The organism is Mesorhizobium sp. ESP7-2 (assembly GCF_020164715.1).
Taxonomy (GTDB): domain Bacteria; phylum Pseudomonadota; class Alphaproteobacteria; order Rhizobiales; family Rhizobiaceae; genus Mesorhizobium.
The window spans coordinates 42,928-59,672 of the sequence record NZ_JAIUGQ010000030.1; the positions used below are offsets into that span (position 1 = coordinate 42,928).

Below are 16,745 nucleotides of genomic sequence, written 5' to 3' on the forward strand. Positions count from 1 at the left end.
CGCCAACCTCTCTGTGCAGGGAGGTTTTCCAATGAGCATCGCCACCCGTTCGCTGCCCCGCACCATCGGCGCCCACGCGATCCTGTTGACCTATACGGTGATCGCGCTTTTCCCGGTGGTCCTGGTCATCATGAATTCGTTCAAGTCGCGCGCCGGCATCTTCGGCGCGCCGCTGACGCCGCCGACGCCGAAAACCTTCGACATGATCGGCTACACCACGGTGATCGGCCAGGGCGACTTCATCCATTATTTCCAGAACAGCCTCGTCGTCACCGTCGGCTCGCTGTTCTTCGTGCTGCTGTTCGGCGCCATGGCGGCGTTCGCGCTGTCGGAATACCGTTTTCGTGGCAACACACTGATGGGGCTGTATCTGGCGCTCGGCATCATGATCCCGATCCGCCTCGCCACGGTCGCCATCCTGCAATTGATGGTGGCGAGCGGGCTGGTTAACACGCTGACCGCGCTGATCCTGGTCTACACCGCGCAAGGCCTGCCGCTCGCCGTCTTCATCCTGTCCGAATTCATGAAGCAGGTGTCCGACGATCTGAAGAATGCCGGCCGCATCGACGGCCTGTCGGAATACACCATCTTCTTCCGCCTGGTGGTGCCGCTGGTGCGGCCGTCGATGGCGACCGTCGCCGTCTTCACCATGATCCCGATCTGGAACGATCTGTGGTTCCCGCTGATCCTGGCGCCCTCGGAAGAAACCAAGACGGTGACGCTCGGCGCCCAGCTTTTCCTCGGCCAGTTCGTCACCAATTGGAACGCCATCCTGGCCGCGCTGTCGCTGGCGATCCTGCCGGTGCTGATCCTCTACGTCATCTTCTCGCGGCAGCTGATCCGCGGCATTACTTCCGGAGCCGTCAAGTGAGTTCGCAAGCCCCTCTTCGTGTAGTCGTCGCCGGTCTCGGCAATATGGGCCGCAGCCATGCGCTGGCCTACCACACCAATCCGGGTTTTCAGATCGCGGCGCTGGTCAACCGCTCCGACGTGCCGTTGCCTGGCGGGCTGTCCGGCTATGGCATCAGGCGGTCCTTCGACGACGCCCTGCGCGAGGAAAAACCCGACGTCGCCTGCATCGCCACCTATTCGGACAGCCATGCCGACTATGCGGTGAGAGCGTTCGAGGCCGGCTGCCATGTCTTCGTCGAAAAGCCGCTGGCAACGACGGTGGCGGACGCGAGGCGCGTCGTCGCCGCAGCCAAGGCTAACGGCCGAAAACTGGTGATCGGCTACATCCTGCGCCATCACCCGTCCTGGATCAGGTTGATCGCCGAGGCGCGCAAGCTCGGCGGTCCCTACGTGTTCCGCATGAACCTCAACCAGCAATCCACGGGCCATACCTGGGAGACGCACAAGCAGTTGATGCAGACGACCTCGCCGATCGTCGACTGCGGCGTGCACTATCTCGACGTCATGCTGCAGATCACCGATGCGAAGCCAGTCGAGGTGCGCGGCATGGGGGTGCGGCTGAGCGACGAGGTGGCGCCCTCCATGTACAATTACGGCCATCTGCAGGTGCTGTTCGACGACGGTTCGGTCGGCTGGTACGAGGCCGGCTGGGGTCCGATGATTTCCGAGACGGCCTTCTTCGTGAAGGATGTCATGTCGCCAAAGGGCTGCGTGTCGATCGTCATGAAGGAAGGCGTCAAGTCCGACGACATCGACACCCATACCAAGACCTCGACCATCCGCCTGCACAGCGCCGCAACCGGGCCGGACGGCAAATTCGCCAGGCCGGACGAGATGCTGTCTATGGAGGGCGAACCCGGCCATCAGGACCTCTGCGATCTCGAACAGGCTTTTGTCCTCAAGGCGATCCGCGAGGATATCGATCTCACCAGACACATGGACGACGCGGTGCGATCGCTCGCCGTCTGCCTTGCCGCCGACGAGAGCGTGCGCAGCGGCAAGGCGGTGCGACTGTGATGGAGCAGATGTCGTCAGGGGTTGCGCTATTGGCGCCCACTCATCAATTTGGAGGACTGCCGTGGGCTCGCTGAAGATCGAGAATGTGAAGAAGGCTTTCGGGCCGGTCGAGGTGCTGAAGGGCATCGATCTCGAAGTGACGGATGGCGAGTTCGTCGTCTTCGTCGGCCCTTCGGGCTGCGGCAAGTCGACCTTGCTCCGCGTCATCGCCGGGCTGGAGGATTCGACCTCGGGCCGGGTGCTGATCGATGGCGAGGACGTCTCCGTCACCCCGCCTGCCAAGCGCGGCATCGCCATGGTGTTCCAGACCTATGCGCTCTATCCGCATCTGACGGTGAAGAACAATATGGGCCTCGGCCTCAAGCAGGCGAACACCCCTGCAGCGGAGATCGATCGCCGCATCGGCGTCGCCTCGTCCATGCTGTCGCTGGAACCTTATCTCGAAAGGCGGCCGGCGGAACTCTCCGGCGGCCAGCGCCAGCGCGTCGCCATCGGCCGTGCCGTGGTGCGCGAGCCAAAGCTGTTCCTGTTCGACGAGCCTTTGTCGAACCTTGACGCGGCTCTGCGCGTCAACACGCGGCTGGAGATCGCGCAGTTGCATCGCCGGCTGAAGGCGACGATGATCTACGTCACCCACGACCAGGTCGAGGCGATGACGCTCGCCGACAAGATCGTCGTGCTCAACGCTGGAAAGATCGAGCAGATTGGTGGCCCTATGGAGCTCTACAATTCGCCGGCAAACGAATTCGTCGCCGGCTTCATTGGTTCGCCGAAGATGAATTTCGTCGACGGCGCCCGGCTCGGCGAGACGGCCAAGACCATCGGCGTGCGGCCGGAGCACCTGACCGTCGATCCCAAGTCAGGCGCCTGGAAAGGCACTGTCGTCCACGCCGAGCATCTCGGCGCCGACACCAATCTCTATCTCGACTGTGAGAAGGCCGGGCTGATCACCGTACGGATTTTCGGCGTCTACGACGCGGAGCCCGGCGCCACGCTTTACGCGACGCCGGATCCGGCGAAGACGTATAGGTTCGGGGCTGATGGGAAGACGATCAGCTAATCTGAAATAGGTCGGCGCCGCCCCTCATTGTCCTGCCGGACATTTCTCCCCGTATAGTGACGGGGAGAAAGAGGCTGGCCGCGATGTCGGCGCCAATCGGCGAAAGCAGCGACAACAGCGTCCTTCTCCCCGTTTCACGGGGAGAAGATGGCGGCAGCCAGATGAGGGGCGGCGCAAGCCTGTGAGGTGACGCTTACACGTCAGCCCTGAACGTCTGCTTCTGCTGGCCGAGCCCTTCGATCCCCAGCTCCACCACGTCGCCGGCCTTCAAGAACACCGGCGGCTTCATGCCGAGGCCGACGCCGGGCGGAGTGCCGGTCGAAATAATGTCGCCGGGGTGCAGCGACATGAACTGGCTGAGGTAGGAGACGAGATAGGCAACGCCATAGACCATGGTCTTGGTCGAACCGGTCTGCATCGTCTTGCCGTTGACGGTCAGCCACATCTTCAGGTTCTGCGGGTCGGCCACTTCGTCCTTGGTCACCAGCCACGGGCCGGTCGGGCCGAACGTGTCGCAGGACTTGCCCTTCGTCCACTGGCCCTGGCGCTCGGCCTGGAAGGCGCGTTCGGACACGTCATGGGCGACGCAGTAGCCGGCGACATAGTCGAGCGCATCGGCTTCGCTGACATATTTCGCGGTTTTGCCGATGACCACGCCGAGTTCGACCTCCCAGTCGGTTTTCTCGGAGCCGCGCGGGATCAGCACGTCGTCGTCCGGGCCGACGATGGCCGAGCTTGCCTTCATGAAGATGATCGGCTCAGGCGGCACGGTGGCGCCGGTCTCGGCGGCGTGGTCGGAATAGTTGAGGCCGATGCAGATGAACTTGCCGGTGCCGGCAACGCAGGCGCCAAGGCGCGGCTTGCCGGGAACCACCGGCAGCGACTTCGCGTCGAGCTTCGACAGCATGTCCAGCGACGCCGGATGAAGCGTGGTGCCGGCAATATCGGCGACATGGGCGGAGAGATCGCGGATCGTTCCATCCGCATCGAGCAGGCCGGGACGTTCGCTCCCCATCTCGCCATAGCGCAGCAGTTTCATGCATCTTCTCCTGATTGCGGCCTCGTGGCCGTTTTACAAACTCTCCGCCGAGGCATCAGCCCTTCCGGAACCGGGCGGACCGTAGCCACCGGCCTGCTTCACGACAAGCGCGGACAGCCTGTTTTGACGGCCGGCTAGCCGGATTTTCAGACTTCCCGATCCTTCGTCAAACCCGATCTTTGTCCCCGGGCGGCGCTCAGATCGACCAGCCACCGTCGATATTATAGGCCTGCCCCGATGTGTAAGTGGCGCCGGCCAGATACACGGCGAGATCGGCAATCTCTTCCGGTGTGCCGAGCCGGCCCATCGGCTGGCGGGCGATGAAGGCAGCGCGGGCGGCGTCATAGTCGCCCTGGGCATGCATGCGGTCCTGCAGCGACGGGCTTTCGACCGTGCCGGGGCAGATGGCGTTGCAGCGTATGCCCTTGCCGACATAGTCGGCCGCGACCGCCTTGGTCAGGCCGATGACCGCCGCCTTGGTAACGCCATAGGCGAAGCGGTTCGGCACACCCTTGGTCGAGCTGGCGAGCGAGGCCATGTTGATGATCGATCCGTCGCCACGCTCCAGCATGCCGGGCAGCACGGCGCGGATGGTGCGGATCATGGCGCGCACGTTGAGATTGAAGGCGAAATCGAGATCGGCGTCCTTCATCTCCAGGATCGAGCCCGAATGAACGAAACCGGCGCAGTTGAACAGCACATCGACGGTGCCGATCTCGGCAAAGGCGGCATTGACCGCCTCGTCGTTGAGCACGTCGACCTTGCGAGTGTTGATGCCGGAGGTCTTGGCGAGTTCCGCCAGCAGCGTCTCGTTGATGTCGGTGGCGTGGACGGTGGCGCCAGCCTTGGCGAAGGCCAGCGCGCTTGCCTTGCCGATGCCTTGCGCCGCTGCCGTGATGACAACGACCTTGCCTGCCAGATCCGCCATGTTTTCCTCGCCTGCTTGGGTCAACTGCCTTTATCGGCGGCCGGCGAAGGCGTCATGTGCCAGTCAGGCGCGATCGTGCGGCCTGTGCCAGTTCACTGATAAAGATGTTTTTTCTCGTTAAAGAACATATACCCGCCCGTCAAGCCCGAACGACAGCGTTCAATCGCCGTAAGGCACCCAGACATTCTTCACCTCGATGGCGCGGCGCAGCAACGCGTCGCCGGCGGCTTCTTCCGAGGCCCAGTCGAGGCTGCGGCCATTGCCGCTCCAGACACGCTTGAGGTTGCCGATGGAGTCGGCTTCCGCCTTGGCGCAGGTGTCGGCGTCAGCAAACAGCCAGAGCCCGTCGACGTCGTCGTGCTTGGCCAGCACGCTGGCAAGTTCGGCGCTGCGGCCGGTGACGATATTGATGGCGCCGGCCGGCACGTCCGAATATTCGATGACCTGATAGAGATCGGTGGCCAGCAGCGGATGCCGTTCCGACGGCACGGCGACCACCGTGTTGCCCATGGCCAGCGCCGGCGCGACCAGCGAGATGAAGCCGAGCAGGGGCTGATTGTCCGGCGCGACGATGCCGACGACGCCGACCGGCTCGTGCAGCGCCAGCGTCACGGCACGGGCCGGCGGCTGATGCACGCGGCCCTCGAACTTGTCGGCAAGGCCGGCATAGAGGAACAGCCGTTCGATCGAGAGTTCCACCTCGTCCCGCGCGGCCTTGGCATTGGCGCCTGTCAACTCGACAAGGCGGCCGGCAAACTCGCTTGCACGGCCGGAAAGGTTCTCGGCCAGGTAATAAAGCACCTGGGACCTGTTATAGGCGGTCGCCTCCGGCCAGCTCTTGCAGGCACGGGCGGCCGAAACCGCGTCGCGGATATCCTTGCGGCTGCCGAGCCCGACCTCGCCGGCAAGCTTGCCCTTGGCGGTGGCGACGGCAATCGAGTAATTGCCGTCCGGACGCACCTGCTTGCCGCCGATGAACAGCTTAGCCGTGCGGTCGATATCAGCGCCATCCGCCTGTTCGACGGGCTGCGCCGAAGACGTTGCCGGCTTGATGACCGGGCCGAGCGGCAGTTTCGCCGCGAGATATTCGAACATGCCTTCGCGCCCGCCTTCGCGGCCGAAGCCGCTCTCGCGGTAGCCGCCGAAGCCGCAGGCGGCGTCGAACATGTTGGTGCCGTTGACCCAGACCACGCCAGCCTTCAGCTGCGGCGCCACATGGAGGGCAAGGTTGACGTTCTCGCTCCACACCGAGGCCGCCAGGCCGTAACGCGTGTTGTTGGCGAGCTCGATCGCTTCCTCGGTGTTTCGGAAGGTCATGGTGGCGAGCACCGGCCCGAACACCTCTTCCTGCGCCAGGATATTAGCCGGCGAAACACCGGTTGCCAGCGTCGGCAGGTGATAATAGCCCGAAGACGGCAGCGCCGCGTCCGGCTGCCAGCAGACGGCGCCCTGCCTGGCGCCCTCGGCGATCAGGCCCTTGACGCGGTCGAGCTGGGTCAGGTCGACCAGCGGGCCGATATCGGTGTTCTTGTCGAGCGGGCTGCCGACACGCAGCCGGCTCATCCGCGTCTTGACCTTGGCGATCAAGGCGTCGGCGATGCCTTCCTGCACCAGCAGGCGCGAACCGGCGCAGCAGACCTGGCCCTGGTTGAACCAGATGCCGTCGACCAGCCCTTCCACGGCGCTGTCGAGGTCGGCATCCTCGAAGACGATGAAGGCAGACTTCCCGCCGAGCTCCAGCGACAGTTTTTTCCCCGACCCCGCCGTGGCCTTGCGGATCATCTTGCCGACTTCCGACGAACCGGTGAAGGCGATCTTCTGGATGCCGGGGTGATTGACGATTGCCGCACCTGCTTCCGGACCGCCCTGCACGATATTGACCACGCCCTTCGGCACGCCGGCGCGTTCGCAGATCTCGGCGAACAGGATTGATGTGAGCGGCGTGAATTCGGCCGGCTTCAGAACCACCGTGCAGCCGGCGGCGAGTGCCGGCGCGATCTTCCAGGCCAGCATCAGCAGCGGAAAGTTCCACGGGATGATCTGGCCGACGACGCCGACACCCTTGTGGCCGGCAAAATCCCGGTCCACAGCCTGCGCCCAGCCGGCATGATGAATGAAATGGCGGATCGCCAGCGGCACGTCGATGTCGCGGCTTTCACGGATCGGCTTGCCATTGTCGATTGTCTCAAGCACCGCGAACAGGCGCTGGTGGCGCTGCATGGCCCGGCCGATGGCGTAGAGCACTTTCGCGCGCTGGTAGCCCGAACTGGCGCTCCATTTCGGCAGCGCCTTGGTGGCCGCAGCGACCGCCGCGTCGATATCGGCGGCATTGGCGTCGGAGACTTTGGCCAGCAGCTTGCCGGAAGACGGTTCGCTGGTGTCGAAAGTCTTGCCGCCACTGGCGGCTTTCCAGTCGCCGCCGATGAACAGCGCCTTGCCGAATTCGCGCGCCGCGAGCCAGGCATCCGCCTCGTTGCGGGCCTCCGGCGCCGGGCCGTATTCCATGGCGTGATAGCGTTCGAGAATGTTCATGGGGCGCTCCAGATAATTGTCTCGGGAAGCATTTCTTCGCCGTAGGGCTCCACGTTCAAAGCCTCGCTCGCCTCAAGCCATCGCGTGGCGATGATTGGCCGAATAATGCCCGGTCAGATGATGCTCGAGCTGGCGCTCGATATCGGTCAGCAGGCTGGAGGCGCCGAAGCGGAACAGCTCCGGCTCCAGCCATGGCCGGCCGAGCTCTTCCTTCATCAGCACCAGCCAGTCGAGCGACACTTTCGCGGTGGAAATGCCGCCGGCCGGCTTGAAGCCGATGAGATAGCCGGTCTCCTCGAAATAGGCCCTGATGGCGCGCACCATGGCAAGCCCGACCGGCAGCGTGGCGTTGACGCTTTCCTTGCCGGTCGAGGTCTTGATGAAATCGGCGCCCGCCATCATCGCCACCATCGAGGCCAGCATGACATTGCGCAGCGTGGCGAGGTCGCCGGTTCCCAAAATGACCTTCAGATGCGCGTCACCGCAGGCGGCCCGCATCGAGACAATCTCGTTGTAAAGCTCGCGCCACTTGGCGCCGAACACCAGGCCACGCGGAATGACGACATCGATCTCGTCGGCGCCGTCCTTCACCGAGGCCTCGATCTCCTGCAGCCGGGTCGACAGCGGCGCCAGCCCATGCGGGAAGGCAGTGGAGACGGCGGCGACATGGATGCCGGTGCCGCGCACGGCGTCGACAGCGGTCGCAACAAAGGGATGGTAGACGCAGACGGCGGCGGGCCGGATGGTCTCGCCCGCAATGCCGAGGCCTTCCATGATGTCGCGGCGCAGCGGGTTGATCGCCTTGGCGCAGAGCCGGCGCACGCGCTCCTCGGTATCGTTGGAGTTGAGCGTCGTCAGGTCCATGCAGGCGATCGCCCGCAGCAGCCAGGCGGCCTGGTTGTCGGCCTTGATCGAGCGCCGCTTGGTCAGGCTGGCGACGCGGCGCTCCAGCGCCGAGCGATTGACGCTGCGCACCGATTCCAGGAAACCGAGGTCGAGTTTCAGGCCGGGATTGCGCGCGATGTGATGGTCCAGCGGTACCGGCGTGTTGGCGGCGGCGCGTGCCGGCAGCGGCGTCACCTTGGTGCCAAGATCGGCTTCGCGGATTGTGCTGCTCATCTCCTGCCCTTTCATTCAGCGGCGTGCGCTCTTGGTGCGCATCGTTCTCCCAAAGCCGTTCGACACTTTGGGCGACACGCACGAAGATAGCCCGCGAAGCCGCGCTTCACGAGTCCTCAAGCGAGAGATAGCTGAAAAAGGCCGCGAAAGCAGCTGATTTTTGACCGGAAGGTCAAAACTCGATTGACGAGAGAAGCGCCAGCCTCAGCCGACGAAGGCGCGCTCGACGACGAAGCTCGAGGGATGGCTGAGCGAGCCTTCCTGGAAGCCGAGGCTTTCGGCCAGCTCCTTGACGTCCTTCAGCATGTGCATCGAGCCGCAGATCATGATGCGGTCGGTCTCTGGATCGAGCTTCTCGATGCCGAGATCGCTGTAGAACTTGCCGGAGCCGATCAGCGCGGTGATGCGGCCCATGCGCGCCGACTCCTCGCGGGTCGTCGAATTGTACAGCGTGACGCGGCCGGCGGTCAGCTCGCCGATCAGCGGGTCGCTTTCCAGCGCCGCCACCAACTCCTGGCCGTAGATCAGCTCGGCATTGTCGCGGCAGGTGTGGGTCAGGATCAGCTGATCGAATTTCTCGTAGGTGTCGGGGTCGCGCAGCAGGCTGGCGAAGGGCGCGATGCCGGTGCCGGTCGAGATCATGAATAGGCGCTTGGCCGGGGTCAGCGCGTCGACCACCAGAGTGCCGGTCGACTTCTGGCGCATGATGACCGTATCGCCGACCTGGATCTTCTGCAGTTCCGAGGTCAGCGGGCCATCCGGTACCTTGATCGAGAAGAATTCCAGCTCTTCGTCCCAGGCCGGGCTGGCGACGGAGTAGGCGCGGTACACCGGCTTCTCGGCATTGGGCAGCCCGATCATGACGAATTCGCCGGAGCGGAAACGCAGCGACTGCGGGCGCGTGATGCGGAACGAGAACAGCCGGTCGGTGTAGTGCTTCACCGAGACGACGGTTTCGGCATAGACATTGGCCGGAATCGGAAACTGCAGCGGGCGGGCTTCAGCGGTATTGAACGCGGGCGTGGTGTTCATCAATTCCAACCTTCTCGCCCAATTACAGACGCGGGCGCCAAACTTTCCCGTGCGCGCCCGGACCATTCAGGTTCCGGCGTGCCATGCACGCTACCGAAGCGGTAAGCTCTTGTGTCCGGAATTTATTAGTATACAAACGATATTTGCGTCAAGATGCCGCCGTAAAACACCTTTCCAAACTGTGGCATATCCGTAGTCCCAGCATTTCGGGTTTCGACAATGAAAGAGAATTTTTCGGTGCAGCCGCCGGATTCCCTGGGCAGCGTCGTCGCCGGCATCGATGTCGGCGGAACCTTCACCGACCTGCTTCTGATCGACGGCAGGGACGGTGGCAAGGTGTACCTAGCCAAGACCCCGACCACGGTCGACAACCAGGCCTTCGGCGTGGTTTCAGCGCTCGGCGCCACCGGCTTTCCGGTCGACGGCATCGACCTCATCGTGCATGGCACGACCACCACCACCAATGCGGTGCTGGAGCGCCGGCTGGCCAAGACCGGCATGATCACCACGCGCGGTTTTCGCGACGTGATCGAGCTCGGCCGGCGCACGCGGCCGCAACCCTATGGCATGACCGGCACCTTCGTTCCGGTCATCCCGCGCAATTTGCGCCTCGAAGTTTCCGAACGCGTCGAGGCAACAGGCGTAATCCGCACGCCGCTCGACGAGGCCGAGATGCGCGCGGCAGTGCAGGCGCTCATCGCGGCCGGCTGCGAATCCCTCGTCATCCATTTCCTGCATTCCTACGCCAACCCGTCACATGAGCGGCGCGCGGCCGAAATCGCCGCCGAGCTTTGGCCGAACGGTTACATCACCACCGGCCATGCGCTGCTGTCGGAAGCGCGCGAATTCGAGCGTGGGGTGACCGCGTCGGTCAACGCCTCGGTGCAGCCGATCTTGGAGCGCTATGTCGAGCGCCTGCGCAAGGAATTGGCCGACAAGGGTTATGCCCGCGATTTTCTCATCATGAACGGCAATGGCGGCATGATCTCGGCGCGCTTCGTCACACGTGAATCGGCCAAGACCGTCATGTCGGGCCCCGCCTCCGGCGTCATCGCCGCCGCCTATACGGGCAAGCGCGCCGGCTTCCAAAACCTCGTCACCTACGACATGGGCGGCACTTCGACCGACGTGGCGCTGATCCGCAACGCCGAGCCGGCTGTCTCGAACGAGATCGAGATCGAATACGCCATGCCGATCCATGTGCCGATGGTGGCGGTGCATACGGTCGGCGCCGGCGGCGGCTCGATCGCCCGCGTCGATGCGGCCGGCCTGATCCAGATCGGTCCGGAAAGTGCGGGCGCCAATCCCGGCCCGATCTGTTACGGGCGCGGCGGGACGGAGCCGACGATCACCGACGCCAATCTGGTGCTCGGCCGGCTGGCGCCGAAGAAGCTGCTCGCAGTCGACAATCCGGTCACGTCGGAGCGCGTCACCGGCATCTTCGAGGACAGGATAGGCAAGGCGACCGGCCTGTCGGGTGTCGAGGCCGCGGGCGCGGTGCTCAGGCTCGGCAACATGAAGATGGCCGGCGCCATCCGCATGGTCTCGGTGTCGCGCGGCCACGACCCCCGCGACTTTGCCCTATTCGCCTTCGGCGGCGCGGGCCCATTGCATGCCACGGCGCTCGCCCGCGAACTCGGCTTGCCCAAAGTGCTGGTGCCGGCGCGTCCCGGCATCACCAACGCGCTCGGCTGCGTCGTCGCCGATCTGCGCCACGACTTCGTCAACACCATCAACCAGCCCGTGGCTGTGCTCGATGAAGCCCGGCTCCACCAAGTATTGGAACGGCACCGGAACGAAGGCGAGGAGCTGATCGCCAAGGAAGCGGTGAAGCCGGAAACGATCCGCGTCACCCACTCCGCCGACATGCAGTTCGTCGGCCAGACCCACATCATCAACGTGCCGTTGCCGTCCTCGTCGGTGACCCGGCACGAATTGCAATCCCTGTTCGAAAAGGCCTATTTCGCCCGCTTCAAGGTAGAACTGCCGGAAATCCGCGCCAACCTCGTCAACCTCAACACCTCGGTCACCGGGGTCAGGCCGGCGATCGACCTGTCACGCCTGATCGACCCGGCCGGGCGGGCAAAAACGCTTGAAGAGGCGCGGCGCGAAATCAGGCCGGTCTGGTATGGCGGGCGCTGGCACGACACGCCGGTTTATATCAGGGAAAAGCTGCCGCTCGGCGCGATCATCGATGGCCCGGCGATCCTCGAACAGATGGACGCCACCACCGTGCTCGAACCCGGCGACCGCGCGCGATCGGACGCCGACGGCAACGTCATCATCGACATTGGCGAGGCCTGAAATGAAGCTCGACGCCATTACCCTTTCGGTTCTCCAGGCGGCCCTGCAGCAGGTCTGCGACGAAATGGACCTGACCTTTTCGCGTGCCGCCTTCTCGCCGGTGATCGCCGAGGCCAATGACCGCTCGGACGGCATCTATTCAGCGGAAGACGGCTCGCTGATCGCACAAGGCAGTCAGGGCCTGCCGGTGTTCGTCGGCGTCATGCAATATTCGACCAGGACGGTCATCGAGATGATCGCCGACGGCCGCTGCCTGGCCCCGGAGCCGGGCGACATCTACATCGTCAACGATCCCTATCTCGGCGGCACGCATCTGATGGACGTGCGTTTCGCCATGCCGGTCTATCGCGGTGAAAAGATCTTCTGCTGGCTGTCCAACACCGGCCATTGGCCCGACATTGGCGGCTCGGTCCCCGGGGGCTTCTCCGCGTCCGCGACCGCCGTCGAGCAGGAAGGCCTGCGGCTGCCGCCGGTAAAACTGTTCAAGAAGGGCGTGCTCGATTCTGAAATCTACGCCATCATCTGCTCCAACATCCGGGTGGCAGACCAGCGCATCGGCGACATCAAGGCCCAGGCCGCCGCGCTGTTGATCGGTCAGGATAGGCTCAATGGAATCCTGGATCGTTACGGAGACGAAACCGTCGTCGAGGCGATCGCCGAACTGCGCCGCCGCGCCGCCGAGCAGATGCGCGCCAACATCGCGGCCATTCCCGACGGCACCTACCGCTCCAAGGCCTTTGTCGATTCCGACGGCGTGGTCAACGAACCACTGACTATCGCACTCGCCGTCGACAAGAAAGGCGACACGCTGACCTTCGATTTTTCAGGGTCGTCAAAGCCCTGTGCCGGGCCGATGAACAGCGTGCTGGCGACGACATTGTCGTCCGTCTATCTCGCCATGCGCCATATCTTCCCGGACGTGCCGATCAGCGCCGGCGCCTTCGAGCCGCTCGAGGTCAAGCGGCCGGAAGGCACCTTCCTCGACGCGAAATACCCGCGCCCGGTCTCGGGCTGTGCGGCCGAGGTCTCGCAGCGCATCGCCGAGGCGGTGTTCGCGGCCATGGTGCAGGCGCTGCCCGACAAGGTGACGGCGGCTCCAGCAGGCTCCAGCGGCAATTTCGCGCTCGGCGGCAACGACCCGGCGCGCGGCCGCGACTACGTCATGTACCAGATCTCCGGCGGCGGTTATGGCGGCAATTCAGGCCATGACGGCCTCACCAATGGCTGCTCGACCATCGGCATTTCGAAATCGCCGCCGGTCGAGATCATGGAGCAGGCCTTTCCGGTGCTCTACCGGCACTATGCCTTGCGCGAAGGCTCGGGCGGCGCCGGCAAGCATCGCGGCGGTTTCGGCCTCGCCTACGAGGTCGAGATCCTGCGCGGCGAGGCACGTGCCTCTTTCGTCATGGACCACGGCCGCTTCGGCCCGCAAGGCGCGCTCGGCGGTGGGGATGGCGAGCCCAACAGCGTGACCGTCTTCCGCAATGGCGGGCAACACATACCGCCGCACCTCTCCAAGGAGCAGGACATCCCGCTGAAGGCCGGCGACCGCGTGCGCGTCGGCACGCCGGGCGGTGGCGGCTATGGCGATCCGCGTGAGCGTGATGCCGATCAGGTGCTGCGCGATGTGGCGCTGGGCTATTACACGGCTGAAGAGGCCCTGGACAAATTCGGCGTCGCCTTGTCGGCGGACCGGCTCACGATCGACTGGCCCGCAACGAAGAAAAGACGTACGGCTTGACGCTTCCGGTGACCTGGGCTGCCGCTACCAGTCCGCTGCGCCGGGATCGGCCGGCGGATGTCGTTTCCGTCTTCGGAAATCGTTGTGGCTCCCAAATTACTCATAGTGGCCAGCGGTTGGCGCTGCCCCTCACCTGCCTGCCGGCATCCTCTCCCCGTATAGTGACGGGGAGAGGAGCGCTCTCATACGATTTCGCCAATCAGCGTGCAGGGAGAACGCCGGCGTCACGACCAGGACAGTGAGGGGCAGCGCCGACGCTCCATGGGAAGGTCACATCGCCGATGGCGCCCGCCATCGCCGAGGCGCCGATCAGTGTCACCAGCGTCACCGTGATGCCTCGGAGTTCAGGGAAACCGGCGGGCTCTTAAAGCGCGATCCAGGCTGTCTTCAGCTCGAGATATTTCTCCAGCGCGTGGAGGGACTTGTCGCGGCCGAAGCCTGACTGCTTGACGCCGCCCAGCGGCACGGTGATGTCGGCGCCGCCATAGGTGTTGACGTGGACGACGCCGGCATTGATGGCGCGCACCATGCGGTGCGCGGTGGAGAGATTGGCGCTCCACACCGCCGACGCCAGCCCGTAGACGGTCGCGTTGGCGAGGCGCACCGCCTCTTCCTCGGTCTCGAAGCGCATGACGCCGAGCACTGGCCCGAATACCTCCTCACGGGCAAGCTGCATCTCCTGCGTCACGTTCTCGAAGATCGTCGGCGCCATGTAGCTGCCGCCGGTCTCGGCCAGGATCCGTTCGCCGCCGGTGACCAGCCTTGCGCCTTCTTCCGTGGCCTTGGCGACGAAACCGAGATTCTTGTCCAGCTGTTCCGCGCTCGACACCGCACCGACATCGCTTCGGAGATCGAGCGGGTCGCCGACCTTCAGCCTCGTGGTCGCCGAAAGCAGCTCGTCCATGAAGCGGTCATAGACCGAGGCCTGGACAAGCAGGCGCGAGCCGGCGACGCAGACCTGGCCGGAATTGCGGAAGATGCCGTTGGCGGACACGACAGCGGCTTGCTTCAGGTCAGGTGCGTCGGCAAAGACGATGTTGGGCGACTTGCCGCCGAGTTCGAGGAAGACGCGCTTCATATTGGAGCGGGCGGAATATTCAAGCAGCCGCCGGCCGACCGGCCCCGAGCCGGTGAAGGCGATCGCGTCGACATCCATGTGCAGGCCAAGCGCCTCTCCAGCGACCGCGCCCCGGCCGGTGACGACATTGAGCACGCCCGCGGGCAGCCCGGCTTCGGCAGCCAGCTCCGCCAGCCGCAGCAACGTCAGCGAGGCGATCTCCGGCGGCTTGACCACCACGCAATTGCCGGCGGCCAGCGCCGGCGCGATCTTCCAGGCGCCGATCATCAGCGGAAAATTCCAGGGAACGATGACGCCGACGACGCCGAGCGGCTCCTTGTGGACCAGCCCGAGCACGTTGTCGGCCGTCGGCGCGATCTCGCCATAGACCTTGTCGATCGCTTCGGCGTAGTAGCGGATGGTGCCGGCGGCCGACAGCGGTTCGGCCTTGTAGGCCATGCCGATCTCGGTGCCGTTGTCGCGAACGCCGAGCACGGCCAGCTCGTCGACATGCTTTTCGATCAGCTCGGCGAACCTGGTCAGTACCTTCTTGCGGAAGACCGGGGCGGCGCGCGACCATGAACCCTTCTCGAACGCCTTGCGCGCCGAGCGCACGGCGCGGTCGATGTCGGCTGCATTGCCGTCGGCGATGCTGGCGAAGGCGCGGCCATCGATCGGCGAGATGACAGGCAGTGTCGCGCCGCTTGCCGCCTCCGCTTGGGCTCCATCGATGAACAGGCCGCGCGCACCGATCTCGGTCTTGCGCAGTGTGTCGATCGCATTTTGACTGATCATGGGGAACCGGCTCCGAAACTGACATGCAATGTGGTTGGCGCCCGGAACTCCCAGCCACGGAACACCGGCTCCTTGCCGGGCACCAGCCTGAGATCGGGGAAACGCTGAAGCAGTAGCCTTACCGCGAGACACATCTGCTCGCGCGCGAAAAACCGGCCGGGACAGAAATGATGGCCGAAGCCGAAGGCAGCGTGATTGCCCTCGTCGCGGTTTATGTCGAAGCGGTCGGGGTCGGCAAAGCGGCTCTCGTCGCGGCTGGCCGAGGAGACGAGTGCGGCGACCGGCGCGCCGGCGGGAATCGTCGCCCCGCCGATCTCGACCGCACGGGTCGTTTCGCGCGTCTGCGTACCGATCGGCGCCACCCAGCGCAGGCCTTCGTCGACGGCTTTGGGCACGAAAGTTTCGGGCTCGTCGAGCACCTGCCGCAACTGGTCGGGATTCCGGAGCAGGCCGACAAGGATCGAGCCGGCGCCGTGGCCCGGCTCCTGCATGCCGCCAAGCAGGATCACCTTTATGGTCGGCATCAGGAAGTCGAAGGATCGGGTTTTGCCCTCGGGCATGCCGTCATGCAGCATGTGCGACAGCGCGGAATCGTCGGGCTCGCTGACGATTCTTTCCAGCGTCGGCATCACGGTGTCGCCGACCTCGGCGCCGATCGCGTCGGCGATTTGCTGCCGCTTCGGGTCGTTCTCGAAATTGATGGCGCCTTGGGCGAGCCCGTAGAACCAGCGGCGCAGGGTCGGCATGTCGATGTCGGTCAGACCGAGCGAGCGCGCCAGGCTGAGCGTCGACACCGGCTCGAAATAATCGGCCATCAGTTCGGCCGAACCGCGCTCGGCGATCGCGTCGAGATAGGGCTCGGCGATCGAGCGCACGAGATCGCCGGCATAGGAGGCGACGGTGCGCGGCCGGTATTTCGGATCGACGCCCTGGCGAAGGTCCTTGTGCACCGCGCCATCGCTGGTCAGGATGGTCGGCTTGCCGAAGGAGCGCTCGACGGGCGATACGCCGTTGGTGACGATCGCCGAGAAGATGTCGGGCGACTTCGCCACCAGATCGACATCCTTCCAACGGGTGACGAACCAGAGATTGACCGACGGCACGAAGGCGACCGGTGCGCTGCGCCTCATTTCGGCATAGATCGGGTAGGGGTCCGCTTCCAGCGCCTCGACGGTGATGTTTTCCGCAAAGCTCAAACCCGCCACTCCT

At 64.6% G+C, this 16,745-nt stretch carries 12 protein-coding genes; 5 read left to right on the forward strand and 7 right to left on the reverse strand.

Annotated features, from left to right (window positions below; genetic code table 11):
* Positions 1–31 precede the first annotated feature (31 nt).
* From LB543_RS23930 to LB543_RS23940, 3 genes are all read left to right on the forward strand, one after another.
* Positions 32–871, forward strand: coding sequence for a carbohydrate ABC transporter permease (locus LB543_RS23930; protein ID WP_127871135.1), 840 nt, complete (start codon positions 32–34; stop codon positions 869–871).
* Entirely contained in the window at positions 868–1,929 is a 1,062-nt protein-coding gene (locus LB543_RS23935; RefSeq protein WP_224615773.1) for a Gfo/Idh/MocA family protein, read from the forward strand. The genes LB543_RS23930 and LB543_RS23935 overlap by 4 nt, the downstream gene beginning before the upstream one ends.
* A 61-nt stretch (positions 1,930–1,990) precedes the next feature.
* Positions 1,991–2,989 carry an ABC transporter ATP-binding protein gene (locus LB543_RS23940; protein WP_224615774.1) on the forward strand — a complete coding sequence of 333 codons (999 nt, stop codon included), beginning with the start codon at positions 1,991–1,993 and terminating at the stop codon, positions 2,987–2,989.
* A 193-nt stretch (positions 2,990–3,182) separates the two neighbouring features.
* On the opposite strand, the gene LB543_RS23945 is transcribed toward LB543_RS23940, so the two are convergent.
* From LB543_RS23945 to LB543_RS23965, 5 genes are all read right to left on the reverse strand, one after another.
* Positions 3,183–4,028, reverse strand: coding sequence for a fumarylacetoacetate hydrolase family protein (locus LB543_RS23945; protein ID WP_224615775.1), 846 nt, complete (start codon positions 4,026–4,028; stop codon positions 3,183–3,185).
* Positions 4,029–4,224: 196 nt separating this feature from the next.
* On the reverse strand, positions 4,225–4,956 hold the full coding sequence (locus tag LB543_RS23950; protein WP_224615776.1) for an SDR family oxidoreductase: 732 nt from the start codon (positions 4,954–4,956) through the stop codon (positions 4,225–4,227).
* Between the two features lie 159 nt (positions 4,957–5,115).
* Positions 5,116–7,488 (reverse strand): aldehyde dehydrogenase family protein, encoded by a 2,373-nt coding sequence (locus tag LB543_RS23955; protein WP_224615778.1) that lies wholly within the window; start codon positions 7,486–7,488, stop codon positions 5,116–5,118.
* Positions 7,489–7,560: 72 nt separating this feature from the next.
* On the reverse strand, positions 7,561–8,607 hold the full coding sequence (gene deoC, locus LB543_RS23960; RefSeq protein ID WP_127871140.1) for a deoxyribose-phosphate aldolase: 1,047 nt from the start codon (positions 8,605–8,607) through the stop codon (positions 7,561–7,563).
* A 204-nt stretch (positions 8,608–8,811) separates the two neighbouring features.
* Entirely contained in the window at positions 8,812–9,639 is an 828-nt protein-coding gene (locus LB543_RS23965) for a ferredoxin--NADP reductase (RefSeq protein WP_140760397.1), read from the reverse strand.
* Between the two features lie 219 nt (positions 9,640–9,858).
* Here LB543_RS23965 and LB543_RS23970 point away from each other — a divergent pair, with 219 nt between their 5' ends.
* Both LB543_RS23970 and LB543_RS23975 read left to right on the forward strand, forming a co-directional pair.
* Positions 9,859–11,943: a hydantoinase/oxoprolinase family protein gene (locus tag LB543_RS23970; RefSeq protein ID WP_224615780.1), complete on the forward strand. Its 2,085-nt coding sequence runs from the start codon at positions 9,859–9,861 to the stop codon at positions 11,941–11,943.
* A gap of 1 nt (position 11,944) precedes the next feature.
* A complete protein-coding gene (locus LB543_RS23975; protein WP_224615781.1) occupies positions 11,945–13,684 on the forward strand; it encodes a hydantoinase B/oxoprolinase family protein in 1,740 nt (579 codons plus the stop codon).
* 364 nt (positions 13,685–14,048) lie between these two features.
* Here LB543_RS23975 and LB543_RS23980 read toward each other — a convergent pair whose 3' ends face one another.
* Positions 14,049–15,536, reverse strand: a complete 1,488-nt coding sequence (locus LB543_RS23980) for an aldehyde dehydrogenase (RefSeq protein WP_224615782.1) — start codon at positions 15,534–15,536, stop codon at positions 14,049–14,051.
* A complete protein-coding gene (locus LB543_RS23985; RefSeq protein WP_224615783.1) occupies positions 15,533–16,732 on the reverse strand; it encodes a cytochrome P450 in 1,200 nt (399 codons plus the stop codon). The genes LB543_RS23980 and LB543_RS23985 overlap by 4 nt, the downstream gene beginning before the upstream one ends.
* Positions 16,733–16,745: the final 13 nt, after the last annotated feature.

Coding starts and splice junctions, on each gene's coding strand:
- LB543_RS23975 (WP_224615781.1), top strand. CDS start 11,945: ATGAAGCTCGACGCCATTACCCTTTCGGTTCTCCAGGCGGCCCTGCAG.
- LB543_RS23965 (WP_140760397.1), bottom strand. CDS start 9,639: ATGAACACCACGCCCGCGTTCAATACCGCTGAAGCCCGCCCGCTGCAG.
- LB543_RS23930 (WP_127871135.1), top strand. CDS start 32: ATGAGCATCGCCACCCGTTCGCTGCCCCGCACCATCGGCGCCCACGCG.
- LB543_RS23980 (WP_224615782.1), bottom strand. CDS start 15,536: ATGATCAGTCAAAATGCGATCGACACACTGCGCAAGACCGAGATCGGT.
- LB543_RS23970 (WP_224615780.1), top strand. CDS start 9,859: ATGAAAGAGAATTTTTCGGTGCAGCCGCCGGATTCCCTGGGCAGCGTC.
- deoC (WP_127871140.1), bottom strand. CDS start 8,607: ATGAGCAGCACAATCCGCGAAGCCGATCTTGGCACCAAGGTGACGCCG.
- LB543_RS23955 (WP_224615778.1), bottom strand. CDS start 7,488: ATGAACATTCTCGAACGCTATCACGCCATGGAATACGGCCCGGCGCCG.
- LB543_RS23950 (WP_224615776.1), bottom strand. CDS start 4,956: ATGGCGGATCTGGCAGGCAAGGTCGTTGTCATCACGGCAGCGGCGCAA.
- LB543_RS23945 (WP_224615775.1), bottom strand. CDS start 4,028: ATGAAACTGCTGCGCTATGGCGAGATGGGGAGCGAACGTCCCGGCCTG.